Genomic DNA, 24313 nt, shown 5'->3' with positions numbered 1-24313 from the left:
CGGCTCAAGTCTCTGGCGCCTCCGGTGCAAGGAATGCGTTCGTCACCCAGCCGGTCAGGTCCGGCAGTTCGTCCAATACCTGGCCACCGGGGCCGCGCAGGGCGCCCGAGTCGAACAGGAATTGCCCCAGCCGCGCCATCATGTCGGCGTCGACATGGCCAACCGGCTCTCCCGGATCCTTAAGGAACCCGTCGCGAACCAGCATCTCCATCGAGCCGTGGACGAGGTCCGGGTCGGTCAGCATGCCGCCCGACTGTTCGATCAGGATTTCGGCCGCCTCCGCCGGGTGATCGAGCGCGAAGCCATAGCCGCGCTGCACCGCCTTCACGAAGGCCCCGGCGGCGTCCGCATTGGCCGCGACCCAGCCCGCATCCGCGCCGAGCAGCGTCGTCTGCTGCGGCGGCACGCCCCAGTCGGCATAGACGAAGCCCCGTTGCGAGCGGCCCAGAAGATCGGCATGAACGCCCTCCCAGGTCACGATCTCCAGCGTGAAATCGACTGCGCCCGAGGCCAAGGCCTCATAGGCCGAAGTGCCGAGCGTGACGGTTTCAAACTCGCCCGCGCCCCCGTCCGACTGAATCATTGTCCTGATCAGCGCGGTTTCCCATTCAGAGCCGAACCCGGCATAGGTCATCCCGTCCAGATCGGCGGGTCTCTGGATGTCGTCGCGTTCGCCGTCGAACACCAGCCGCCCGGTGTCGTGCTGGACGACGCCCAGCACCACCTGCAGATCCGCGCCCGCGGCGCGCTGCGACAGAAACCCGACCGAGCTGAGAATGCCGAACTGCGCCACGCCCGAGCTCATCAGCGCCCCGGCCGAGGTGTCGGTATAGGGCAGGATCTCGACATCGAGCCCGGCCTCGTCGAACCAGCCCTTTGCCTGCGCGACATAGAGACCGACATGGTTGGTGTTGGGCGTCCAGTCGAGCGCGACGGCCACACTCTCGCCCGCGGCGGCCGGGCTGGCGGTCAGGGCGAGCAGGCAAAGCAGTTTCTTCATGTCAGGCGGTCCTCTGTTCAAGCAAGATGTCGAGAAGCTGTTCTTCGATGCGGCGCGACGCGTCCGACATGGGCCGACCGAGGCGCGGCCGCGGGGCATCGACGCGGATCTCCCGGACGACGCGGGCGGGGCGCGGCGAGAACACATAGATGCGGTCCGACAGCGCCACCGCCTCTCGGACGTCATGGGTGACGAGGATCGTCGTCCAGCCGGCGGCGTGAAAGCGCCGTTCCAGCCAGCGCTGCATTCCGGCGCGGGTCAGCGCGTCGAGCGCGCCGAACGGCTCGTCCAGAAGCTGGATCGGCCGGCCCTGCAGGATGGTGCGCAGCAGCGCGGCGCGCTGGCGCATCCCGCCGGACAGCTCATGCGGATAATGCCGGTCGAAACCCGCCAGCCCGAATTCCGGCAGCATCGGTTCGGCCAGGGCGCGGGCGTCGGCGCGCGAGATGCCCTGAACCTCCAGCCCCAGCGTGATGTTGTCGATGATCCGGCGCCACGGCATCAGCGCATCGCGCTGCGGCATGAAGGCGAAGGCGCTGCCGGCACCGATGCGGGCCGCCGGATCGACCCGGACCTCGCCGCGATCGGCGGCCACGCCGCCGGTCAGCACCCGGAACAGGCTGGACTTCCCGCAGCCCGACGGGCCGAGGATGGAGACGAACTCCCCCTCCGCGACATGCAGGCTGATGTCGTCCAGCACCTGGGTTCCGCCCAGTTTCAGCGAAAGATTGTCGATGGAGAGCGCCGTCATGCGGCACCGCCTGTGCAGCGATGCCCGATCATCAGGCGCTGCAACAGCGCCGCGACACCGTAGAGGCACAGCGTCATGGCCGAGCTGACCGCGACCGCCGCCAGCACGAGATCGGGGCGGAAGCTGTTCTTTGCGTTCAGGATGACGATGCCCAGCCCGGACCGCGCACCGGCATATTCCGCGAAAATCGCGGCCACCACCGCGTAGGTGATCGAGATGCGCAGCCCGGCGAAGAAATATGGCAGGGAGGAGGGCAGCCGGGCCATGCGATAGACCGCCATCCGCGAGGCCCCCATGGATCGCAGCAATTCCTCGACCTCCGGTTCGGTGGAGGCGTAGCCATCGGCCAGGGCGATCAGCATCGGAAAGAAGGTGACGAGCGCCACGAGAAGGATCTTCGGCGTCAGATCGAAGCCGAACCACAGCACCATGAGCGGCGCGATGGCCACCAGCGGTAGGGTCTGGCTGATGATGAACACCGGAAAAAGCGCCCGGCGCAGCCGCGGGATGAAGTCCAGCAAGACCGACAGGATGAAGGCGACGCTGACCGACAGCGCAAAGCCCAGCAGGGTGGCGCGGATGGTCGGGACGGTATTGGCCCACAGCATCTCGCGGCTGGACCAGATCTGCCGGAGAACCTGGCTCGGGGCCGGAAGAAGCAAAGGCGAGATGCCGGAAACCCGGACATAGGCTTCCCAGATCAGAAGTGCGCAGAGGACGGAGAGCAGTGCCGGGGTGCCACGCAGCAACGCCCCGCCGCGCGGCGGGCGGTATCGGCTGTGCATCGGCTCAGCCGTGGCGGCTTGGGCACGGTCTGGCGGCGGCGCCCGGTCGGCGGGGCTTGCCGGTCTGCCGCCGCGCGACAGGGCAGCCCGTATCGGATCGCCGGTCTCCGGTTGGAATGCAGAATGGTGCGGTCGCGTGCATGATGTCCTCCTTGCTCCGCTGGCATGACCCAGATCAGCTTCGAGGGTCCGGAGGGTTGCGCCCCCATCTCAGCCACGGCACTACGCGGCTCCCCTGTGGATGGGCGATAACGATCACAGCCTTGGCGCCAAGTCAATCTGCCGCGACGTAAATTCCGCCTGAAATCCGCTAGCTTGCATCCGGCGGCGAAATTTACGCGATGCCCTCGCCACGGCCGTGGCGGGTTGCTAGTTTGGGCCGAACGGAACAGACAGAGGTCATCCCGATGAAATTCGCCCCGCAATTCGCGCTCGCCATTGGCGCCGCCCTGGCGGCTTTCGCATCGCCCGCACTGGCCCAGTCGGACCCGGACGCGATCATCCGCATCGGCTCGCTCTACGAGCCGCAGAATCTCGACAACACCGCAGGCGCCGGGCAGGGCATCAACGAGGCGTTCAACGACAATGTCTACGAGGGGCTGTTCCGCCTGACCGACGAAGGTGACGTCGAGCCGGTGCTGGCCGCGGATCACAGCATCTCGGAGGATGGGCTGACCCACAGATTCACCCTGCAGGACGGGGTGAGCTTCCATTCCGGCGATCCGCTGACCGCCGAGGACGTGAAATACTCCATCGAACGGGTGATGGCCGAGGAGTCTCGCTCGTCGCGCAAAAGCAGCCTCTCCACCATCGAAAGCGTCGAGGCACCGGACGAGCGGACGGTGGTGGTGACGCTGGCGAAGAAGTCGATCTCGCTGCCCTACAACCTCACCTATGTCTGGATCGTGAACGACGCCGCCGGCGATATTTCCGCCAGCGAGGACGGGACCGGCCCCTATACGCTGGTGGACTGGCGGCGCGGATCGGCCCTGTCGCTGGAGCGGTTCGAGGATTACTGGGGCGACGCGCCTGCCAATGGCGGCGCGGTGTTCAATTACTTCACCGAGGCCGCGGCGCTCGACAATGCGCTGCTGACCAATGCGGTCGATGTCATAACATCTGTCCAGAGCCCGGATGCGCTGGCGCTGTTCGAGGGCACGGACGAGTTCACCATCTCGGAGGGGAATTCGACCACCAAGCAGCTCATGGCCTATAACGACCGCGTCGCGCCGTTCGACAACGTGACCGTGCGCAAGGCACTGGCGCGGGCCGTGGACAAGCAGAAGCTGCTCGAGGCGATCTGGGATGATCGCGGCATGGTGCTCGGCTCCTTCGTGCCGCCGACCGATCCCTGGTACGAGGATCTGACCGGCGTGGACCCGTATGACCCGGAGGCGGCCAGGGAGATGCTGGCCGAGGCGGGCTATCCCGACGGGTTTGAATTCACGCTGGAGACGCCGAATTACGACCCGCACCCGATCACCGCCGAGTTCCTGAAATCGGAGCTGGCAAAGGTCGGGGTGACGGTGAACATCAACATCATCACCGCGAATGAGTGGTACACCAAGGTCTACCAGGCCAAGGATTTCGAGGCGACGCTGCAGGAGCACGTCAATCATCGCGACATCGTCTTCTATGGCAACCCCGATTTCTACTGGGGCTATGACAACCCGGAGGTGGTGGATCTGATCGCCTCGGCCGAGGAATCCGACACGGTCGAGGAGCAGACCGAGAAGCTGCGCCAGGCCAACCGGATCATTGCCGAGGAGGCCGCGACCAACTGGTTCTTCCTCTATCCTCAGATCGTGGTTTCCAGCAGCGAGATCAGCGGCTACCCGCTGAACGGGCTGAACGCGCAGTTCTTCCTGCGCGACATCGAGAAAGCCGAATAAGCCGGGAGAGGCCGCATGGCCCGCTATCTGCTGCGCCGGACAATCGTGCTGGCTCTGTCGCTTGTCGTGGCGGGGCTGGTGCTGTTCGTGCTGCTGCGGCTTCTGCCGGGCGATCCGGCCGCAGCACTTCTGTCGGTGGGCGCGGACGAGGCGCAGATCGCCGCGGCGCGCGAACAGGTGGGCTCCGACCAGCCGATTTGGGTGCAGTTCGGCCGCTTCCTGTCGGATCTGGCCCGCTTCGATCTGGGCGTGTCCTTCGTGTCGAACCAGCCGGTCCTGCCCGAGATCATGGAGCGTCTGGCCATCACCCTGCCGCTGACCGTCGCGGCCTTTCTGCTGGCAATCGCGATTGCCGTGCCGCTGGGGATCCTTGCGGCGGTCAGGGCGGATCGCTGGTACGGGGTGGCAATTTCGGGCCTGTCGCAGCTTGGGCTGGCGATCCCCGTCTTCTGGATCGGCATCCTGCTGGTCTGGCTGGTGGCGGTGGAATGGCGGCTTCTGCCCGCGTCGGGCTTTCCGATGCGCGGATGGGCCGATCCGGTCGCCGCCGGGCAGTCGCTGATCCTGCCGATCATCACCATCGCCGTGGTGATGAGCGCGTCGCTGCTGCGCTATGTCCGCTCGGCCACGCTGGACGTGCTGGACGCCGATTACCTGCGCAACGCCCGCGCCCTGGGCGAGAGTTTTCCGCGCGCGCTGATCCGGCACGGGATCCGCAACGGAGCGGTGCCGGTGATCTCGATCCTGGGGATCGAGCTGGCCTCGACCCTGCTGGGGGCGGTGGTGGTCGAGCGTGTGTTCTCGCTGCCCGGTCTCGGCTCGATGCTGCTTCTGGGCATTGAGCAGCGGGACTATCCGAGCGTGCAGGGCGTGCTGCTGATCACCACGCTTCTGGTCCTGCTGATCGGTTTTGCCGCCGATATTCTGCAGCGCATGATCGATCCGCGCCTGCGCGACAATCGCGGGTCGGCGCGATGAGCCGGGGGACGTTATGGGTGGGGCTGCTGCTGGTCGGGCTGAACGCGGGCGTGGCGCTGCTGACGCTGTTCTGGCTGCCTTACGATCCGACGGCGATGGCCGGCGGGCGGTTGCAGCCGCCAAGCTGGGCGCATCCGTTCGGCACCGACCGGCTGGGGCAGGATTATCTGACCAAGGTGATGATTGGCGCACGCATCGCGCTGAGCGTGGGGATCGGGGCGGCGGCTCTGGGCGGTCTCATCGGCACATGCCTGGGTGTGCTTGCGGCCTTCGCCAGGCGCAGCGCGGATGACGGGCTGGCGGCGACGCTGGATATCCTGATCGCCTTTCCCACGCTGCTGCTGGCGATGCTGGTCGTGGCAGCCAGCGAGGGCGCCAGCCTCGGCACCGCGATCCTCGCCATCGGGCTGGCCATGTCCGCGATCATCGCCCGGCTGGTGCGGATCCTGACCAAGCGGGTGCTGGCGCAGGACTACATAACCGCCGCGCGCTGTTCGGGGCTGGGCTGGGGGCGCATCGTGGTCAGTCATGTGCTGCCCAATATCCTGCCGACGGTCCTCGTCGCCGTGGCCCTGCAATTCGGGTTGGCGGTGATTGCCGAGGCCTCGCTGTCCTTCCTGGGGCTTGGCACGCCGCCGCCCAATGCCTCTTGGGGTCAGTTGCTTCAGCAGGCGCAATCCACCGTGTTCCGCGCCCCGATGGGGGTGATCGCGCCGGGGCTGGCGCTGATCTCGCTGGTGCTGGGGATCAATTTCCTCGCCGACGGGCTGCGCGACCTGCTCGACGCCGAAGTCGATCTGGAGGAAGCGCGATGAGCCTGCTTCGCCTGCGTGATCTGACCGTGCATTCGGCCAGCCGGGAACTGGTCCACGGCGTCAGCTTCGATCTGGATGCCGGACAGCGGCTGGGGCTTGTCGGGGAAAGCGGGTCCGGGAAATCGCTGACTGCCATGTCGGTGATGGGGCTTCTGCCGCCCGGTCTGAGCGCGGGCGGATCGGTTCTTCTGGACGGGCAGCAGGTGATCGGCCGGCCGGACCGCCAGATGGTGCCGCTGCGCGGGACGACGGCGGCGGTGATCTTTCAGGACCCGCGCAGCGCGCTCGACCCGCTGATGCGGCTGGGGGATCAACTGGCCGCGCCGATCCGCAGGCGGGCGGCCCGCGACGGGCGGCGGCTGACTCCTGCGGCGCTGCGCGACAGCCAGATGCACTGGCTCGACCGGGTGTCGATCCGCGACCCGGAGCGCATCCTGCGCGCCTGGCCGCATGAGGTGTCGGGCGGGCAGCGGCAGCGCGTGGCGATCGCCATGGCGCTCGCCTGCGGGCCGCGCCTGCTGATTGCGGATGAGCCGACCACCGCGCTCGATGTCTCGACCCAGGCCGAGGTGCTGGACCTGCTGGACGGGCTGGTGCGCGAGGAACGGCTGGCGCTTTTGTTCATCAGCCACGACCTGCCGGTGGTGTCGCGCATCGCCGACCGGGTGATCGTCATGCAGAACGGCCGCGCGGTCGAGCAGGGCGATGCGATGCAGATCTTCACCGCGCCGCGCCACGACTACACAAGCGGGCTGGTGGCGGCGGCGCAGCGATTGCAGGCGGCGCTTGAAGATGCGGAGCGGCGGCCATGAGCCTGTTCAGACTGTCCGATGTGAGTTTCGGCTATGATCCGGCCACGCCGGTGCTGCATTCTGTCTCGCTGGCGCTGGAAGAGGGCGAGAATCTGGGAATCCTTGGCGAAAGCGGCTCGGGCAAATCCACGCTGCTGCGGCTGATGCTGGGGCTGGCAGCGCCCGATGATGGCGTGATCGAGGCGGACGGAAGCGTGCTCGACATCACCTCGCGCCGTCGGATGCAGGCCCATCGCCGCTTCGCCCAGCCGGTGTTTCAGGATCCCTACAGCTCGCTCGATCCGCGCATGCGGATAGGCAAGGCCTTGGCAGAACCGCATGCGGCGCTGGGTCTGGACGGCGATGTGGGGCAGGAGATTGCCCGCGTCTTGCAGGCGGTCGGGCTGCCGCAAGACAGCACCGCCCGCCGCCCGCGCGCCTTCTCGGGCGGGCAGCGTCAGCGGATCGCCGTGGCCCGCGCGCTGATTGCCCGGCCGCGTGTGCTGCTGGCCGATGAGCCGGTGAGCGCGCTGGATCTGTCCACGCGGGTGCGCGTGATCGACCTGCTATCGGATCTGTCGCAAGAGGTGACGCTGGTGCTCGTCTCGCATGACGTGGCAATCGTGGCGGCGTTGTGCCCGCGTCTCGTGGTGCTGCAACATGGGCGGGCGGTGGAAGCCGGGGCAACGGCCGACATCCTGTCCGATCCGCAGCATGACTATACGCGGATGCTGCTGTCCAGCCTGCCGCGCCTGCCCCGTCCAGAACAGGAGACTGCCCGATGACCGAAGACTATGAGAGCTCGATCCATGCGTGGCGCGCGGACCGCCTGGCCGCGCTGGGCGCCGAGGATGGCTGGCTGAACCTGACCGACCGGGTGGAGATCGCGCCGGGCCGCTACAGCGTCGGGCGGTCTGACGAAAACGATCTGGTCATTTCGGCCGGACCTGAGCGTCTTGGGGTCTTGGAACTCGCGGCGGATGGACGCGCACAACTGGATGCCGGCGCGGGGCCAGAGCCGTTCGCACCCGTTCCCGACAATCCGCCGCGGCTGAAGACCGGTACCCTGCTGCTGGAGATGACACAGGTTGAGAGCCAGTTCGCCCTGCGTGTCCGCGACATTGTTCATCCCCGGCGCACGGGATTTTCCGGGCTCGACTATTTCCCGGTCGATCCCGGCTGGCGGATCGAGGCCGCGTGGCGCAGGCTGCCCGAGGAGCGGGATCTCGGCATCGATCTGGTCACCGGCGCCAGCGACAAGGTGCGCGTGACGCATGAGGCGCGGTTCACCCATGACGGGCACGAGATCCGCCTGATCCCCACCCATTGGAAATCCGGCAAGCCGATGATCGTCATCCGCGACTGGACGGCGGGTCGGGAGACCTACGGCGCGGCGCGTTTCCTGTTCGGCGAGGAGGCGGGCGCGCGCGTGGTGCTGGATTTCAACAAGGCCTTCAGCCCGCCCTGCGCCTTCACCGAATTCGCCGTCTGCCCCCTGCCGCCGCCGCAGAACGTCATGCCGTTCGAGATCCGGGCGGGCGAAAAGGCGCCACGCGGATAGGGGCGCAACGGATCGTCGCGCTTCGCCACCCAAGACACTGGATACATGGCGCGGCATCAGATCCGGCAGGAGCAAGGCGGGGAGGTGATGGAGCGGGTGATGGGAATCGAACCCACGTATTCAGCTTGGAAGGCTGCTGCTCTACCATTGAGCTACACCCGCGACGGACCCCTTTTAGGGGCAGGATGCGGGCGACGCAAGCGGGGTGTCAGTCCAGTCGCGGCGGCAGGGTCATGCCGCGCAGGATGTCTTCGGCCAGCATCGGGCGTTTGCCGGCGCGCTGTGCCTCCAGCACCCGGACCGCGCCGGATCCGCAGGCGATGGTGAACTCCTCCAGAACCTCGCCCGGTGCGCCGCTGCCGTCGGCCAGGGCGGAACGAAGCAGCTTCACCCGTTCCCAGCCGATCTCGCACCAGGCGCCGGGAAAGGGCGACAGGCCGCGGATCTTGCGATCGACCTGTGCCGCATCCTGCGTCCAGTCGATCCGCGCCTCGGCCTTGTCGATCTTGCTGGCATAGGTCACGCCATCCAGGCGTTGCGGTGTCGCCGGCAGGGGCAGCTTGGTCAGCACCTCCGCAATGAGCGTCGCGCCCATTGCGGCCAGCCGGTCATGCAGATCGCCGGTGGTGTCGTGCGGGGTGATTGCGGTGCGCCGCTCGGCCAGCACCGGGCCGGTGTCCAGCCCCGCCTTCATCTGCATGATCGCAATGCCGGTCTGGGTGTCGCCTTCGAGGATCGCGCGATGGATCGGTGCCGCCCCCCGCCAGCGCGGCAATAGCGAGGCGTGGATGTTCAGGCAGCCGAGCCGGGGCGCATCGAGGATCGGCTGCGGCAGGATCAGCCCATAGGCGACGACGACGGCGACATCTGCGTTCAGCGCCGCGAACGCCGCCTGCTCGGCGTCGCTGCGCAGCGAGACCGGGTGGCGAACCTCGATCCGCAGCGCCTCTGCCGCTGTCTGCACCGGGGTCGGCCGCGGCTTCTGGCCCCGCCCGGCCTGGCGCGGCGGCTGGCAGTAGACGGCCACGACATCATGCGCGGCGGCGATCGCCTGCAGCGCCGGGACAGAGAAATCCGGGGTTCCCATGAACACGACCCGCATGTTGCGCCTCTCCTGTCAGTGAAGTCGGGCCGGCACGGCCCGGCCCCGGTCAGTTGCGTCGGGCCAGCTTGGCCGATTTCGCCACCAGCATCTTGCGGCGCAGCGGCGAGAGGTGATCGACGAAGGTGATGCCGTTGAGATGATCGATCTGGTGCTGGACCGAGGTGGCCCACAACCCGACGAAATCGCGGTCCTCGGTTTCGCCCATCTCGTTGAGGAACCGCACGGTGACGGCGCGGGGGCGGGTGATGCGCGCAGACACGCCGGGCAGGTTCGGGCTCGCCTCGTCATGGTCGCGCAGCTTGACCGATTCGTGCAGGATTTCGGGATTGGCCATGCGCACCGCCTGTCCGCGCTTCTCCGACGCGTCCACAACGGCCAGCCGCAGCATGATGCCGATCTGCGGTGCCGCGAGCCCCACGCCCGGCATCGCCTCCATCGTGTCGATCATGTCGTCCCAGATCATGCGGACGGATTCCGTCACCGCATCGACCGACGCGGCCGCAAGATGCAGCCGCCGGTCGGTGTAGGGCAGGAACGGCCGGACCGGCATCAGGCCTGTTCTCGCGCCCGTTCGCGCTTCAGCTTGACCATCTTGCGGGTGATCATCTGCCGGCGCATGGCGCTGATATGGTCGATGAACAGCACCCCGTCCAGATGGTCGATCTCGTGCTGGGCGCAGGTCGCCCAGAGACCGTCGAACTCGTCCTCATGCTGCTTGCCGTCCAGGCCAAGCCAACTGACCCGGACCTGTCCGGGCCGGGTGACATCCGCATACTGGTCGGGGATCGACAGGCAGCCTTCCTCGTAGACATTCTCCTCCTCGGACTCCCAGGTGATCTCGGGATTGATGAGCACCATCGGGCGGCGCTCCGCCTCCGGGTCGCGTTCCGCATCCATGACGAAGATGCGGCTCAGCACGCCGATCTGCGGGGCGGCGAGACCGATGCCGGGCGCATCATACATGGTGGCCAGCATGTCGGCGGCCAGCGTCTCGATCTCTGGCGTGATGCGGGCGACGGGTTCGCACACCTTCTTCAGGCGCGGGTCGGGATGGATCAGGATCGGGCGCAATGTCATGGCCGTGATCTAGGCCAAGGCTTGGCGCAGCGCAATAAGCCGCCTATTGCTGTGAACTGACAGGAGGACCGAATGAGCACACCCGATTTCGACGAAATCATCGAGCGCCGCGGCACGAATTGCAACAAATGGGACGAGATGGAGGCGGTCTACGGCGTCTCGCCGCAGGATGGGTTGGCGATGTGGGTCGCGGATATGGATTTCCGGCCTCCCGCCCCGGTGCAGGACGCGGTTGAGCGGCTGGCGGCGCACGGAATCTATGGCTATCCGGCGCGTGACCCGGATTACCTGCATGCGATCAGGTGGTGGATGGAACAGCGCCACGGCTGGCAGATCGAGCCCGACTGGGTGCTGACCGCGCTTGGCCTGGTCAACGGCACGGCGCTGGCGATCTCCGCCTTCAGCGATCCCGGCGACCGGGTGATCCTGATGACGCCGGTGTATCACGCATTTTCGCGGGTCATCAAAGCGCAGGGGCGCGAGGTGGCGGAGTTTCCGCTGGCGCAGGAGGATGGCCGCTACGTGTTCGACTGGCCCGCATGGGAAGCCCTGCTGACCGGGCGCGAGACAATGCTGATCCTGTGCAGCCCGCATAATCCTGGCGGACGGGTCTGGTCGGCGGATGAGCTGCGCGAGGTCGCGGCGTTCTGCGTGGCCCATGACCTGATACTGGTGAGCGACGAGATTCATCACGATCTGGTCATGCCGGGTCATCGCCATCAGGTCATGGCGAAGGTCGCGCCAGAGATCGCTGACCGGCTCATCACGCTGACCGCCGCGACAAAGACCTTCAATATCGCGGGCGCGCATGTCGGCAATGCGATCATCGCCGACCCTGCGTTGCGCGAGAGATACCGGGCGAAGATGATGGGCCTCGGCCTGTCAACCGGCATGTTCGGCACCGACATGGCCGCTGCCGCCTATTCGCCCGGCGGAGCGGCCTGGCTCGAGGCGCTGATCCCCTATCTGGACGCAAACCGGAACATCTTCGACGCTGGCATTGATGCAATCCCCGGATTGCGCTCCATGAAGCTGGAGGCGACCTATCTGTCCTGGGTTGATTTCTCGGGCACGGGCATACCCGCCGAGGAAATCCGGCAAAGGGTCGCGAACTCTGCGAAGATCGCGGCGAATGCCGGTGAGACATTCGGGAAGGGCGGCGAAAACTTCATGCGATTCAACATTGCCACCCGCCGCGCCAATGTCGAGGAGGCGGTCTCCCGCCTGACCGCGGCCTTCGCAGACTTGCAATGACGGGCGTGCGCGGACTTGCGCTGCGCCCCCTTCCAGACGGGTTCCAGAGCGATTAGGTTGGCGCCATGAGATGGACCCTGCCCAATATCCTGACGATCCTGCGCCTTTTCGCGGCGCCGGGCGTCCCGGTGATGTTTCTCTATTTCTCCCGGCCTTTCGCCGATTGGGCCGCTTTGATCCTGTTCCTGCTGGCGGCGATCACCGATTGGTTCGACGGCTATCTCGCCCGCGCCTGGAACCAGCAAAGCCGGTTCGGCGCGGCGATGGACCCGATCGCGGACAAGGCGATGGTGGTCATCGCGCTCGTCGTCATCACCGGCTATTCGGGCATGAATCCGTGGCTGATCCTGCCCGCGACGGTGATCCTGTTCCGCGAGGTGTTCGTCTCCGGCCTGCGCGAGGCGCTTGGCGACCGGGCGACCGACCTGGCCGTGACTAATGTGGCCAAGTGGAAGACCACGGCGCAGATGGTGGCGATCGCGGTGCTGTTTCTTGGTACCGGGCTGGCCTTTGTTGAGCATGGCCGCGCGCCCCTGGTCGGAGAGGCGCGTCTTCCGGGCAGTGCCACCTGGTCGGACCTGGCGACGGGGCTCGGACTGGCACTGATCTGGATCGCGGCGGCGCTGACCGGCTGGACCGGCTGGGATTACTTCCGCAAGGCGATGCCGTATCTGCGGGGGCCGGAATGACGCTGGACGTGCTCTATTTCGCCTGGCTGCGCGAGCGGATTGGCGCGCCAAAGGAGCGCGTCGAGACTGCGGCCGCGACGGTGCGGGAGTTGGTGGCGGAACTGGTTGCGCTGGACGACAATCATGCGGCCGCCCTGTCCGACCTGTCCGCGGTCCGCGTGGCCGTCGACCAGGAACTGGCCGATCTGGATCACTCGCTGGACGGGGTGCGCGAAGTCGCATTCTTTCCGCCGATGACCGGCGGCTGATGCTGGTCCGGGTCCAGCAGGAGGAGTTCGATCCCGCCAGCCTGCTGCGCGGGTTCGGCCCCGGCGCGGGAGCCGTCGTGACCTTCACCGGGGTGGTGCGCGGCGATACCGGGCGGATGCGCGCGCTGGAACTGGAACATTACCCCGGCATGACGGAGCGGGCGATGTCGGCCATTGCCGGGCAGGCGCAGCAGCGTTGGAACCTCATCGATGTTGCCGCGGTGCATCGCTTCGGCCGGCTGGAGGTGGGCGCGCAGATCATGATGGTTGCGACCGCGGCCCGCCACCGCGCCGAGGCATTTGCGGCCGCCGAATTCCTGATGGATTACCTGAAATCCCGCGCGCCGTTCTGGAAACGCGAGATCGGGGCAGACGGGCCGGGCGACTGGGTGGAGGCGAAATCCTCGGACGAGGATGCCTTGTCGCGATGGGACTGATCCGGCCGGAGCTTGCGGCATGGCTGGCCCCGCGCCGCGAATTGCTGGCGGCGGTCGCGGTGGCGCTCATTGGGGGCTGGCTTGCCAGCCGCGGCGGGTGGTTCCTGTTTGCCATCGGCGCTGTCGTCTTCGCCATCGGCGCCGCCTGGGCGGTGACCAGCTTTCGCCGGCTCGCCTTTCGCCGCGACGTGGCGGCGCCGGGCCTGGTCGAGGTGGTGGAGGGCGAAATCCGATACTACGCCGCCCGCGCGCTTGGCGGCACGATCGCGCTGCGCGATCTGACCGAGATCCGGCTGATCCGGCTGGACGGGCATGACCACTGGCGGCTGAAATCGGCGGATGGGCAGGCCTTGCTGATCCCGGTGGAAGCGAAGGGCGCAGAGGGGCTTGCCGCCGCCTTCGCAACCCTGCCGGGGATCGAGATGGGGCGCGTGACCGCCGCCATGGCGCAGACGGACGGGCCGTCCCTGCGCGTGGTCTGGACCGGCCCCGCGCCGGGTTGACTTGCACCGCCCGGAACGTCACCTGTCGGATGACGACTTAGAAAAGGGGCCGAGATGTCCATACCCCAACAGGGCGGCGGCCCGATCGAACGGCGCGCGCAACTGGCCGAATATATTGCGTCGGGCGAAAAGCCCCGCGATCAGTGGCGCATCGGCACCGAGCACGAGAAGTTCGGCTATTGCAAGGACACGCTCGCCCCCCTGCCTTACGCGGGCGAGCGCTCGATCCAGTCGATGCTGAACGGGTTGCGGGCGCGCTTCGGCTGGGAGCCGGTCTTCGAGGGCGACAACATCATCGGGCTGGAACGGAACGGGGCCAATGTCAGCCTTGAGCCGGGCGGTCAGTTGGAACTCTCCGGTGCGGCGTTGGAGAATATCCACCAGACCTGCGACGAGGTGAATCAGCACCTGGCCGAGGTGAAATCGGTTGCAGACGATATCGGCGTCGGGTTCATCGGCCTGGGCGCGGCGCCCATCTGGTCGCAGGACCAGATGCCGATGATGCCCAAGGGCCGCTACGCGCTGATGACGCCCTACATGGAAAAGGTCGGCACGCTCGGCACGCAGATGATGTACCGGACCTGCACGGTGCAGGTGAATCTCGATTTCGGCTCCGAGGCCGATATGGTGAAGAAGCTGCGCGTCTCTCTCGCGCTGCAGCCGGTGGCGACGGCGCTGTTCGCCAATTCTCCCTTTCTCGATGGCAAGCCCAACGGCATGAAATCCTGGCGCAGCCATATCTGGCAGAACCTCGACGCGGCGCGCACCGGCATGCTGCCCTTCGTGTTCGAGGACGGGTTCGGCTATGATGCCTGGGTGGACTATGTGCTCGATGTGCCGATGTATTTCGTCTATCGCGACGGGAAATATATCGACGCGCTCGGCCAGAGTTTCCGCGATTTCATGGCCGGAAAACTGCCGGCGCTGCCCGGCGAGGTGCCGACCCTGTCGGATTGGGCCGACCACCTGACCACCGTCTTCCCCGAGGCGCGGGTGAAGAAATTCATCGAGATGCGCGGGGCGGATGGCGGGCCGTGGCGCCGGCTGTGTGCGCTGCCGGCCTTCTGGGTCGGGCTGCTCTATGATGACGGCGCCCTCGATGCCGCATGGGATCTGGTCAAGGATCTGGACGCCGATACACGCGAGGGGTTGCGCCGCGCCGCTGCAAAAGACGGGCTGCAAGGCGAGGCGGGCGGGGTAAAGCTCTATGATCTGGCGCGCCAGGCTGTCGAGATTGCCGAAGCCGGTCTCAAGGCGCGGGCGCGGCCCGGCGCGGGCGGGCTGATCCCGGATGAGACGCATTTCCTTGGCGCGCTGAAGGAAAGCCTCGACACCGGGCAGGCACCGGCCGACGAGCTGCTGGCGAAATATCACGGCGAATGGCACGGAGATTTGACTCGCATCTACGGCGCCTATTCGTATTGATCGCGCCATGAGTGCGACATTGCGGTACCGCCTGATCCAGATTCTCGAAATTCTGCTGTGGCTTGGCTTTCTTGTCGGGCTGGCGCGGTTGGCGCTGCGACTGTATTCGCTGCGGGGCGAGGGCTGGCGCACCATGCTGGATCTTGCGGGCCTGCCGGTGCTGGGCGGCGGGGCAATCGTGATCGCGCTGCTGGTGCTGATCGGGATTTACCACAACGGGCGACGGAACGCCGATGCGCTCGACCGGCTGGCGCGGCAGGGGGCAGGCGGTTTCCGCCGCGTGAGTGCCGCCGTCCGGCCTGACGAACCGCCGCAGCAAAAGCCGGTTGAGCCGACTGCGCCCCCCGAGGCGGCATCGCCGCGCGACGACGCGCCCCGCTTCAGCCCTGCGCCGGTGCTGCGCGCGCACCCGCCGGGTGGATCCGCGCCGCAATCGCGCCGCATCGGCCCGGCAAGCTGACGGCTAGAGTCCCAGTTTCTCGGAAATGGCCAGAAGATCGGCCCATGCCTCGCGCTTGGCGATGGGTGTGCGCAGCAGATAGGCGGGGTGGGTCATCGGCATGGCGGGGCGACCGAATGCCTCGACCCATGTGCCACGCAGCCGGGTGATGCCCTCGCGGTTCAGCGCCGCGGCGCAGGGCGTATTGCCCATCAGCACGATGATCTCGGGCCCGGCCAGCTCGATCTGGCGGCGCAGGAAGGGCAGGGAGAGCGCGATTTCCTGCGCCGAGGGCTTGCGGTTACCCGGCGGGCGCCATTTCAGCACATTCGCGATATAGACCGACCGCGTCGCATCCGGCAGATCCCGCCCCATGCCGATAGCGGCCAGCATCCGGTCCAGCAGTTGTCCGGCGCGTCCGACAAATGGCAGGCCGCGCGTGTCCTCCTCCTCGCCGGGCGCCTCACCGATAATCATCAGCCGCGCCGCCGGGTTGCCGTCGGAGAACACGAAATTGCGCGCGCCGCGTTTCAGCTCCAGCCCGTCAAAACCTTGCTGCGCCTCGGCAAGCTGGTCGAGCGTCATTGCCGCCGCCGCCAGTGATTCGGCGTGTCGGGTGACCTCTGCCGCGTCGGGCAGGCCGGGTTTCGGCGCAGGTTCCGGCGCGGCGGGCGCGGTGATCGCGGCCGCGCTGCGCGTCACAGGCAGCTCCGTCCGGTCCAGCGGGTCATCAAGGATCGCCTCATCCGCGCCCATCTCGCGCTGCCATTCCAGCAGCGCCAGAGCGGTCCAGCCGTCGATCTCGACCCCGCGCCATGTCAGTTGCGAATCCATGCGCTTAGGGTAAGGGGCGGGGCAGGTCGCAGCAAGCCGCCGCCGCGCGGCACTTGCCCGCACGCCCCCGGTTTGCCATAGAAGACCCACGTCCGAACATGGGGTCCAGATGACGTTCCGCGCCCGCCATCTTCTGGGGATCGAGCCCCTTTCGCCGACCGACATCACCTCGATTCTCGATCTTGCGGAAAGCTATGTCGATCTGAACCGGCGGACCATCAAACATGCCGATGCGCTGCAGGGCATGACCCAGATCAACATGTTCTTCGAGAATTCGACCCGCACCCAGTCGAGTTTCGAGCTGGCCGGAAAACGGCTGGGCGCGGATGTGATGAACATGGCGATGGCGCAGTCCAGCGTGAAGAAGGGCGAGACGCTAATCGACACGGCGCTGACGCTGAACGCCATGCATCCCGATCTTCTGGTCGTGCGCCACCCGCAATCGGGCGCGGTCAATCTGCTGGCCGAAAAGGTCAATTGCGCCGTTCTGAATGCCGGCGACGGCCGGCATGAGCATCCGACCCAGGCGCTTCTGGATGCGCTGACCATCCGCCGCAGCAAGGGCCGGCTGCACCGGCTGACAGTCGCGATCTGCGGCGATATCGTGCATAGCCGGGTCGCGCGCTCGAACCTGATCCTGCTCGGCAAGATGGAGAACCGCGTGCGGCTCTGCGGCCCGGCGACCTTGATGCCCGCCGGTGCCGGCGATCTGGGTGTCGAGGTCTATCAGGACATGCGCGAGGCGCTGGATGGCGCCGATGTGGTGATGATGCTGCGCCTTCAGAAAGAGCGGATGGATGGCGGATTTATCCCGTCGGAGCGGGAATATTACCATCGCTGGGGGCTGGATGCGGAGAAGCTGTCCCATGCCAAGCCCGACGCGATCGTCATGCATCCCGGCCCGATGAATCGCGGGGTCGAGATCGACGGGACCATTGCGGATGACATCAACCGCAGCGTGATCCAGGACCAGGTGGAGATGGGCGTGGCGGTCCGCATGGCCGCGATGGACATGCTGGCCCGCAATCTGCGCGCGGAACGTGGGGCCCGCGCCTCAGAGGGTGTCTATGTCTGAGGCGTCCGCACCGGGCTGGCAGGGCATCCTGGCCAGTGATGAGCGGATCCTGTGGCAGGGCCAGCCGGATCGCCGGTTGCGGATCGGTGTGGGCGAATTGCGCCGGGCGGCGCCGGGCCTGTTCTTCGTCGCCTTCTCGCTGTTCTGGATGTACAACGCCGCCCGCAGCAGCGTGCCTTTCGCGCTGTTCGGCCTGATCTTTCTGGTGATCGGGCTGCGCAAGCTGGTCGAGCCGCTGCTGCTGCCCGCCTATCTCCGCTCGCGAAGCTGGTACACGCTGACCGACCGCCGCGCCATTGTCGCGACGGACACGCCGGTTCAGGGGCGGCGGCTGATCAGCTATCCGATCGACGCGGCCACCCCGGTCGAGATGGTTGACGGCGACCCGCCCTCGATTCTGTTCGGCCCGGACGCCGATGCCGGGTTCCGCTTCATCCCCGAGGCCGAGCATGTGCTGGGCCTGCTGCGCGAGTTACAGCGCAGCAACGCCCCCAGACCCGAGACGACAGACCCGGAGACGCAGCCAGAATGATCCTTCACTTCGACAATGCGCGGCTGATCGACCCGGAGGCGGGGAGCGACATGCCGGGACGGCTGACGGTTCGGGACGGCCGGATTATCGCCCGCGATGCCGACAGCCCGGAGGGCGCCGAGATCATCGACTGCGCCGGGCGCTGCCTGGCGCCGGGGATCGTCGACTGGGGCGTGAAGGTCGGTGAGCCGGGCGAGCGACACAAGGAATCCTATGCCAGCGCCGGGCGCGCCGCGGCTGCGGGCGGAGTAACCTCGATGGTCATCCGCCCCGACACGATGCCGCCGGTAGACAGCCCCGAAAGCCTGGATTTCGTGGTCAAGCGCGCGGCGGATGCGCCGGTCCGCGTGCGCCACATGTCGGCGCTGACCAAGGCCCGCGAGGGGCGCGAGATGGTCGAGATGGCGTTTCTTCAGGATGCCGGGGCGGTGGCGTTTACCGACGGGGTGCGGGTCGTGTCCGACACGCGGGTGCTGACGCGCTGCATGACCTATGCGCGCGGTCTGGATGCGCTGATCGTGGGCCATCCGCAGGAACCGGTCCTGTCGCGCGGGGCCGCCGCGACCAAGGGCAAATTCGCCTCTCTTTACGGCATCCCGGATGTGTCGCCGCTGGCGGAGCTGATGGGGCTGCAACGCGATCTCGCCCTCGTCGAGATGACGCGGGCGCGCTATCATGCCGATCAGATCACCACCGCCGCGGCCCTGCCGCCGCTGCGCCGCGCGCGCGCCGCGGGGATGGATGTGACGGCCGGGATCTCCATCCATCACCTGACGCTGAACGAGTTCGACGTGGGCGATTACCGGACCTTCTTCCGCTTCACCCCGCCCTTGCGGGCCGAGGATGACCGGCTGGCGATGGTGCAGGCGGTGGCGGATGGCGAGATCGACGTGATCGCGTCGTTCCACACCCCGCAGGACGAGGAATCCAAGCGGCTGCCCTTTGCCGAGGCCGCGCCCGGTGCGGTCGGGCTGCAAACCCTGCTGCCTGCGGCGCTGCGCCTGTATCATCAGGGCGGGCTGACCTTGCCGCAATTGTTCAGGGCAATGTCTTTCAATCCGGCGCAGCGGCTGGGGCTGGATGAGGGACGCGTGGCGGTGGGGGCACCGGCGGATCTGGTGCTGTTCGATCCCGACACGCCGTTCATCATGGACCGCTTCAAGTTGGAATCAAAATCCAAGAACACGCCCTTCGATGAGGCGCGGATGCAGGGAAAGGTGATCGGAACCTGGGTCGGCGGTGCGCGGGTGTTCGGATGACGGCGCTAATCTGGACCATTCTCGGCTATCTGATCGGCTCCATCCCGTTCGGTCTGACCATCACCCGCGCGCTCGGTCTGGGCGATCTGCGCCAGATCGGGTCGGGCAATATCGGCGCGACGAATGTGCTGCGCACCGGGAACAAGCCGGCGGCGCTGGCAACGCTGCTGCTGGACAGCGGCAAGGGCGCAATCGCGGTGCTTCTCGCGCGGCAATTCGGGGGTGAGGGGCCGGCGCTTCTGGCCGGGGCGGCAGCGTTTCTCGGCCATTGCTTTCCGGTCTGGCTGGGCTTTCGCGGCGGCAAGGGGGTTGCGACCTTCCTGGGCACGATGCTGGCGCTGAGCTGGCCGGTCGGGCTGGCCGCCTGTGCGACCTGGGCCATCGTTGCAGCACTCGGCCGGATCAGCTCGCTCTCCGCGCTCGTGGCCGCCGCCGGATCGCCGGTCGTGGCGCTGCTCCTCGGTCAGCCGCGCGTCGCGACGGCCGCGCTGTTCATGGTGGCGCTGATCTTTTTGCGGCATCGCGCGAATATCGAACGGCTGCTGAACGGCACCGAGCCGCGCATCGGCGGTGGCCGGTCCGGCGGCGGAACCTGACTCCGCCGGTTCTCGTTTTCCCTGCACAGCGCAAGGGAGGATTTGAGATGAAATATCTGGTTGCAACCACAGCCATGCTCGCCGCCGGCGCGGCGATTGCGGGGGAACCCGTCGATTACACGTCCGGGGAGCGCGAGTTCGAGGGATATGTCGCGCTCGCCGAGGAGCCGCGCGGATCGGTGGTGCTGGTCCATGACTGGGACGGGCTGACCGATTACGAAATGCGCCGCGCAGACATGCTGGCGGAGCAGGGATACAACGCCTTCGCCGTCGATCTGTACGGCAAGGATGTCCGCCCCTCATCCGTCGAGGAGAACCGGGCCGAGACCGAGAAGCTGTATAACGACCGCGAAACCATGCGCGATCTGATGCTGGCCGGGCTGGACGCGGCGGCAGAGCAGGGGGTCAACGCGCCGGTCGTCGCGGGATACTGCTTCGGCGGCGCGGTGGCGCTCGAGGTTGCGCGGCTGCAACCCGACGAGGTGGCCGGGTATGCGACCTTCCATGGCGGGCTGGAAACGCCTGACGGGCAGGATTACAGCGCCGCGGAGGCGCCGATCCGCATCTATCACGGCGGCGCGGATACCGGACCCGACATGGCGACCTTCGCCAGTTTCGTGACCGAACTGGAGGAGGCCGGCACCCCCTACAAGGCCGAGGTCTATGCCGGCGCGCCCCACGCCTTTACCGTCTTCGGCTCGGACCGCTATCGCGAGGATGCCGACCAGCGGAGTTGGGCAGACTTCCTGGTCTTCCTGGGCGAGACGAATCCCGGTCCGTGAAGCCCCGGGCGTTCGCCCTTGACCAACGGCCAGACGTGACGGGCCCGCGACATGCGCGGGCCCATTTTGCTCAGGCCGTGCCGCGCTAGATCAGCTCTCGCGGAACGCCCGCGCGAAGTAATCCGTAAACGGCTTGGTCAGATAGGCGGCCGGGCTGCGTTCGCCGGTCTGGATATAGACATCGACCGGCATGCCCGGCACCAGGGCCAGATCGCCCAGCTTCGCCCGCTCCTCGGGCGGGATCGAGACCTCGGCCTGGTAATAGGAGGAGCGCGTCGCCTCATCGACGAGCGCGTCGGCCGAGATCCGGGTCAGAACGCCGTCGATCTCCGGCGTGGTCCGGGCGTTGAAGGCGGCGAAGCGCAGCTTGACCTGCTGGCCGGGCGAAACTTCGTCGATATTGATCGGGGCGACGCGCGCGCCGATCACCAGCGGCCGGTCCTGCGGGATCAGATACAGGATCGGTTCTGCGGGGCGGATGACCGAACGCGGCGTCGTGACCTGCAATTCATGCACGATGCCCGACACCGGCGCGGTCACGTCGAGCCGCGACAACTGCTCGATCAGCGCCCGGCGACGCTCGGCCAGTTCAAGCTCGCGGTCGCCCAGTTCGCGCAGCTCTGTCTCCGCCTGCTCGCGCCGCTCGCTCTTGCGTTGCAGGATGCTGATGTCGATCTCGCTCTGCCGGGTTTCGGCCTGCGCCTTGGCGGCCTGCATCTCGCCGATCTGGCCGTCGATGGACGCCGCCTCGCGTTCCAGCGCCATGACCCGCGGGGCTTGGGCGAGGCCCTTGCCCAGCAGAGAACGCTGATCCGCCAGTTCGCGGCCGATCAGCTCGCGCTGCACATCCAGCGCCGCCGCCTGCGCGCTGATCCCCTGGATCTGCGCGCCGACCTGCTGGGATTGTGTCGCCAACTGGTCGAGCGATTGCTGCAAGGTGCTGCGCCGCGTGTCGAACAGGCTGCGCTGCGCCTGCATGAGAGCGGCGATATTGTCGTTGGCGTCCAGCTCGTCGAGCAAAACGGTCGGGAAGGTGATGCTCTCCTCCTCGTCCCGCTCGGCCTCCAACCGGCCCCGGCGCGACAGGATCTCGAAATACTGGCCCTCGACAATCGTCAGCTCCGTGCGCAGCAGCGCGCCGTCCAGCCGGATCAAGGTCTGGCCGGCCTCGACAAGCTGGCCCTCGGCCACGTCGATCGATTCGACCACACCGCCATCGAGATGCTGGACGACCTGGCGATGCTGCTCGACCTCGACCTGGCCGGGGGCCACGACCGCGCCGGCAATCCGCGCGCCGACCGCCCAGGCCCCGAACCCGGCAAACAGGATGATGATCGCGGTCATGCCCAGGATCATCGGGCCGCGCACCGGCCAGGCCTCCTGGGTTTTGGGACGTCTGCTCATGTCACACCTCCGGCGCTGCGCGCGCTTTGGATCGCGTTGGCGTTCTGAACCACGGATTTCAGCACCTCGTCGCGTGGCCCGAAGCTGCGCGCGATGCCGTGTTCCAGCATCAGCAGCAGGTCGCATTCGGCAATCGCCGCCGGGCGATGCGCCATGATGATGACCACGCCGCCCTGCGCCTTGACCTGCCTGATGGCCAGATTCAGCGCCATCGATCCCTCATTGTCGAGATTGGCGTTGGGCTCGTCCAGCACCAGCAGCACCGGATCGGTATAGAGCGCGCGGGCCAGCCCGATCCGCTGGATCTGCCCGCCGGACAATTGGCCGCCCGCCTGGGCAAGCGGCGTGTCATAGCCCTGCGGCAGGTTCAGGATCATGTCATGGGCGGCGGCGCTCTGCGCGGCCTTGACCACTTGCGCCGGGTCCGGCTGCATCTCCAGCCGGGCGATATTTTCGGCCACCGTGCCGTCGAACAGCGTCACCTGCTGGGGCAGATATCCGACCAGACGGCCCAGCTCATCGGCTGGAAACTGGTCCAGCGTCGCGCCGCCCAGCCGGATCGAGCCCGCCGCGGGTGGCCATGCGCCGATCACCGCGCGGGCCAGCGTGGATTTCCCCGCCCCTGACGGGCCGATCACGCCGAGCGCCTGTCCCGGTTTCAGCCCGAAGCTGACGCCGCGCAGCGTCGGGCCGCGCTGTCCCGGCGGGACGACGGAAAGCTGGGCAATCTCCAGCCGCGCCTCGGGGCGGGGCAGGGCGGTGCGCTCGGCCAGTTGCGGGCGGCGCGCCAGCAGCGCACCCAGCCGCCGCCATGCATCCTGTGCCCGCTGCACCACCGGCCATTGCCCGACCAGAACCTCGACCGGCTGCAGCGCGCGGCCCATGACGATGGAGGCAGCGATCATCGCACCGGGCGTCAACTGCTGTTGCAGCACCAGCCAGCCTCCGGCCGCCAGCATCGCGCTTTGCAGGAACAGGCGGAACACGCGCGAGAATACGGTGAAAAGCTGGCTGGTATCCGATCCCGCCAGCCCGGATTGCGCGGCCTTCCTGCGCGCGCCGCTCCAGCGGTCGAAGGTGGCATTGCGCATCCCCAGCGAGCCGATCAGCTCGCCCTCGTCGCGGAACATGTCGGACATGCGTTCCGCCGCCTGCGCCGAGGTGGCACTGTCGCGCTGTGCGTGCTTGCTGAGAACCTGGTTGAGGATCGTGGCCGCCACCAGGACGCCCGCCCCGACCGTCGCGATGACGCCGAGCAGCGGGTGGAAGATATAGACCGCCAGCATGTAGATCGGCACGAAGGGCATGTCGAAGATGGCCAGGCTGACCGGCGAGGCGATCATCCCGCGCAGCGCCTCCAGATCGCGCATCCCGCCGCGCGACACGGCGTCCGAGCCGGTGGCGATCCCGTCTTCCAGGGCGGCGGAAAACACCCGCCGCTCCAGCCGCTGCTGGAAGCGCAGCGCCAGTCGCTGCATGATGCGGCTGCGCGCCAGATCCACCACGCCCATGATGGCAAAGAGAAAGACCACCAGCAGGAACAGCGCCACCAGCGTCTCGACCGAGCGCGAGCCGAGGACGCGGTCATAGACCTGGAGCATGAAGAGCGGGCCGGTCAGCATCAGCAGGTTGACTGCCAGCGAGAAGATCGCGATCGCCGCCAGCAATCCGAACGCGCCGCCGCGCGCCGCGCGCAATTCTGCAAAGCCTCGTTCGGCAGGATATGGCTGGACCATGGGTTTCCGTTCTTTGGCCCGTCCGCGATCTGGCGCGGCGCGGGCGGGGTGACGATTGCGGCTTGCTGCCCCAGTGGGTGCAAACAGTTACGACAATGCACTGATAAAATCCAGTCATTAGCAGGACTTGCCCGGCTCGCCAAGGCAGGCCCGCCCTGAGGCGCATTGCTTGAAACAGAACCCGGCCGCCGGGGCGGATCAGGCTTTGGTGAGGCTCCCCCTCACCCGTACCAACCCACGATGGCGGTGGATATGGCGGCAGGACCGTCGCGGCCGTCATCGGCAGGAGCTTGCGGATCCCGGATGGGCGAAGCTCTTGAGCCTGACCGACCGGGGCGGACGGGC

27 protein-coding genes, 1 tRNA gene and 1 riboswitch are annotated in these 24313 nt (G+C 67.3%); of the genes, 18 read left to right on the top strand and 10 right to left on the bottom strand.

Going from position 1 to position 24313, the window contains the following annotated elements:
• Window positions 1-4 precede the first annotated feature (4 nt).
• From BLT73_RS10840 to BLT73_RS10830, 3 genes are read right to left on the bottom strand one after another with little or no spacing between them, the layout of a single operon-like run.
• Complete coding sequence (locus BLT73_RS10840) at window positions 5-1000, bottom strand: ABC transporter substrate-binding protein (protein WP_090523776.1); 996 nt, start codon at window positions 998-1000, stop codon at window positions 5-7.
• Window position 1001: 1 nt separating this feature from the next.
• Entirely contained in the window at window positions 1002-1751 is a 750-nt protein-coding gene (locus tag BLT73_RS10835; protein WP_090523775.1) for an ABC transporter ATP-binding protein, read from the bottom strand.
• The gene (locus BLT73_RS10830; protein WP_090523773.1) at window positions 1748-2536 is read right to left on the bottom strand and encodes an ABC transporter permease; all 789 of its coding nucleotides are present in this window, start codon (window positions 2534-2536) and stop codon (window positions 1748-1750) included. The genes BLT73_RS10835 and BLT73_RS10830 overlap by 4 nt, the downstream gene beginning before the upstream one ends.
• 134 nt (window positions 2537-2670) lie before the next feature.
• Window positions 2671-2783, bottom strand: a riboswitch (TPP riboswitch).
• A 160-nt stretch (window positions 2784-2943) separates the two neighbouring features.
• On the opposite strand from BLT73_RS10830, the gene BLT73_RS10825 reads away from it, so the two are divergent.
• The 6 genes from BLT73_RS10825 to BLT73_RS10800 are packed head-to-tail and all read left to right on the top strand — an operon-like array spanning window position 2944 to window position 8573.
• The gene (locus BLT73_RS10825) at window positions 2944-4428 is read left to right on the top strand and encodes an ABC transporter substrate-binding protein (protein ID WP_090523772.1); all 1485 of its coding nucleotides are present in this window, start codon (window positions 2944-2946) and stop codon (window positions 4426-4428) included.
• A 15-nt stretch (window positions 4429-4443) separates the two neighbouring features.
• On the top strand, window positions 4444-5406 hold the full coding sequence (locus BLT73_RS10820; protein WP_090523770.1) for an ABC transporter permease: 963 nt from the start codon (window positions 4444-4446) through the stop codon (window positions 5404-5406).
• A complete protein-coding gene (locus BLT73_RS10815; protein WP_090523769.1) occupies window positions 5403-6221 on the top strand; it encodes an ABC transporter permease in 819 nt (272 codons plus the stop codon). Before BLT73_RS10820 ends, BLT73_RS10815 begins: the two co-directional genes overlap by 4 nt.
• The gene (locus BLT73_RS10810) at window positions 6218-7033 is read left to right on the top strand and encodes an ATP-binding cassette domain-containing protein (RefSeq protein ID WP_090523767.1); all 816 of its coding nucleotides are present in this window, start codon (window positions 6218-6220) and stop codon (window positions 7031-7033) included. The genes BLT73_RS10815 and BLT73_RS10810 overlap by 4 nt, the downstream gene beginning before the upstream one ends.
• On the top strand, window positions 7030-7797 hold the full coding sequence (locus BLT73_RS10805) for an ABC transporter ATP-binding protein (RefSeq protein WP_090523765.1): 768 nt from the start codon (window positions 7030-7032) through the stop codon (window positions 7795-7797). Before BLT73_RS10810 ends, BLT73_RS10805 begins: the two co-directional genes overlap by 4 nt.
• On the top strand, window positions 7794-8573 hold the full coding sequence (locus tag BLT73_RS10800) for a DUF1684 domain-containing protein (RefSeq protein ID WP_090523763.1): 780 nt from the start codon (window positions 7794-7796) through the stop codon (window positions 8571-8573). The genes BLT73_RS10805 and BLT73_RS10800 overlap by 4 nt, the downstream gene beginning before the upstream one ends.
• An 88-nt stretch (window positions 8574-8661) precedes the next feature.
• On the opposite strand, the gene BLT73_RS10795 is transcribed toward BLT73_RS10800, so the two are convergent.
• The 4 genes from BLT73_RS10795 to def (BLT73_RS10780) form a co-directional block, all read right to left on the bottom strand.
• Window positions 8662-8735 (bottom strand) — tRNA-Gly (locus BLT73_RS10795).
• 46 nt (window positions 8736-8781) lie between these two features.
• Entirely contained in the window at window positions 8782-9675 is an 894-nt protein-coding gene (gene fmt, locus BLT73_RS10790) for a methionyl-tRNA formyltransferase (protein WP_090523762.1), read from the bottom strand.
• 49 nt (window positions 9676-9724) lie between these two features.
• A complete protein-coding gene (def, locus tag BLT73_RS10785; RefSeq protein ID WP_090523760.1) occupies window positions 9725-10228 on the bottom strand; it encodes a peptide deformylase in 504 nt (167 codons plus the stop codon).
• Window positions 10228-10755: a peptide deformylase gene (gene def / locus BLT73_RS10780; RefSeq protein WP_090523759.1), complete on the bottom strand. Its 528-nt coding sequence runs from the start codon at window positions 10753-10755 to the stop codon at window positions 10228-10230. Before def (BLT73_RS10780) ends, def (BLT73_RS10785) begins: the two co-directional genes overlap by 1 nt.
• A 72-nt stretch (window positions 10756-10827) precedes the next feature.
• Between def (BLT73_RS10780) and BLT73_RS10775 the strand changes: the two genes are divergently transcribed.
• From BLT73_RS10775 to BLT73_RS10745, 7 genes are all read left to right on the top strand, one after another.
• Window positions 10828-12009, top strand: coding sequence for a MalY/PatB family protein (locus tag BLT73_RS10775; RefSeq protein WP_090523757.1), 1182 nt, complete (start codon window positions 10828-10830; stop codon window positions 12007-12009).
• 65 nt (window positions 12010-12074) lie between these two features.
• Complete coding sequence (gene pgsA / locus BLT73_RS10770; RefSeq protein ID WP_090523756.1) at window positions 12075-12698, top strand: CDP-diacylglycerol--glycerol-3-phosphate 3-phosphatidyltransferase; 624 nt, start codon at window positions 12075-12077, stop codon at window positions 12696-12698.
• A gap of 2 nt (window positions 12699-12700) precedes the next feature.
• Window positions 12701-12946, top strand: a complete 246-nt coding sequence (moaD, locus tag BLT73_RS10765) for a molybdopterin converting factor subunit 1 (protein WP_090523966.1) — start codon at window positions 12701-12703, stop codon at window positions 12944-12946.
• Window positions 12946-13383: a molybdenum cofactor biosynthesis protein MoaE gene (locus tag BLT73_RS10760; RefSeq protein WP_090523754.1), complete on the top strand. Its 438-nt coding sequence runs from the start codon at window positions 12946-12948 to the stop codon at window positions 13381-13383. Before moaD ends, BLT73_RS10760 begins: the two co-directional genes overlap by 1 nt.
• Window positions 13374-13886 carry a hypothetical protein gene (locus BLT73_RS10755; protein WP_245727252.1) on the top strand — a complete coding sequence of 171 codons (513 nt, stop codon included), beginning with the start codon at window positions 13374-13376 and terminating at the stop codon, window positions 13884-13886. Before BLT73_RS10760 ends, BLT73_RS10755 begins: the two co-directional genes overlap by 10 nt.
• Before the next feature lie 54 nt (window positions 13887-13940).
• A complete protein-coding gene (locus BLT73_RS10750) occupies window positions 13941-15311 on the top strand; it encodes a glutamate--cysteine ligase (protein WP_090523752.1) in 1371 nt (456 codons plus the stop codon).
• A gap of 7 nt (window positions 15312-15318) precedes the next feature.
• Entirely contained in the window at window positions 15319-15771 is a 453-nt protein-coding gene (locus BLT73_RS10745; protein WP_090523750.1) for a hypothetical protein, read from the top strand.
• A gap of 3 nt (window positions 15772-15774) precedes the next feature.
• Here BLT73_RS10745 and BLT73_RS10740 read toward each other — a convergent pair whose 3' ends face one another.
• On the bottom strand, window positions 15775-16584 hold the full coding sequence (locus tag BLT73_RS10740) for a uracil-DNA glycosylase (protein WP_090523749.1): 810 nt from the start codon (window positions 16582-16584) through the stop codon (window positions 15775-15777).
• Between the two features lie 109 nt (window positions 16585-16693).
• On the opposite strand from BLT73_RS10740, the gene BLT73_RS10735 reads away from it, so the two are divergent.
• The 5 genes from BLT73_RS10735 to BLT73_RS10715 are packed head-to-tail and all read left to right on the top strand — an operon-like array spanning window position 16694 to window position 20828.
• A complete protein-coding gene (locus tag BLT73_RS10735) occupies window positions 16694-17659 on the top strand; it encodes an aspartate carbamoyltransferase catalytic subunit (protein ID WP_090523748.1) in 966 nt (321 codons plus the stop codon).
• A complete protein-coding gene (locus BLT73_RS10730; protein ID WP_090523747.1) occupies window positions 17652-18191 on the top strand; it encodes a hypothetical protein in 540 nt (179 codons plus the stop codon). Before BLT73_RS10735 ends, BLT73_RS10730 begins: the two co-directional genes overlap by 8 nt.
• Window positions 18188-19450, top strand: a complete 1263-nt coding sequence (pyrC, locus tag BLT73_RS10725) for a dihydroorotase (protein WP_090523745.1) — start codon at window positions 18188-18190, stop codon at window positions 19448-19450. The genes BLT73_RS10730 and pyrC overlap by 4 nt, the downstream gene beginning before the upstream one ends.
• Window positions 19447-20046, top strand: coding sequence for a glycerol-3-phosphate 1-O-acyltransferase PlsY (gene plsY / locus BLT73_RS10720; protein WP_090523744.1), 600 nt, complete (start codon window positions 19447-19449; stop codon window positions 20044-20046). Before pyrC ends, plsY begins: the two co-directional genes overlap by 4 nt.
• Before the next feature lie 47 nt (window positions 20047-20093).
• Window positions 20094-20828, top strand: coding sequence for a dienelactone hydrolase family protein (locus BLT73_RS10715; RefSeq protein ID WP_090523742.1), 735 nt, complete (start codon window positions 20094-20096; stop codon window positions 20826-20828).
• Window positions 20829-20918: 90 nt separating this feature from the next.
• Here BLT73_RS10715 and BLT73_RS10710 read toward each other — a convergent pair whose 3' ends face one another.
• Window positions 20919-22232 carry an HlyD family type I secretion periplasmic adaptor subunit gene (locus tag BLT73_RS10710; RefSeq protein WP_090523741.1) on the bottom strand — a complete coding sequence of 438 codons (1314 nt, stop codon included), beginning with the start codon at window positions 22230-22232 and terminating at the stop codon, window positions 20919-20921.
• Complete coding sequence (locus BLT73_RS10705; protein WP_090523739.1) at window positions 22229-23968, bottom strand: type I secretion system permease/ATPase; 1740 nt, start codon at window positions 23966-23968, stop codon at window positions 22229-22231. Before BLT73_RS10705 ends, BLT73_RS10710 begins: the two co-directional genes overlap by 4 nt.
• Window positions 23969-24313 lie beyond the last annotated feature (345 nt).

The sequence above is a fragment of the Paracoccus isoporae genome (genome assembly GCF_900101865.1).
GTDB classification, from domain to species: domain Bacteria; phylum Pseudomonadota; class Alphaproteobacteria; order Rhodobacterales; family Rhodobacteraceae; genus Paracoccus; species Paracoccus isoporae.
Note: the sequence above shows the minus strand (reverse complement) of the source record. Positions and strands in the feature narration are given on the sequence as shown.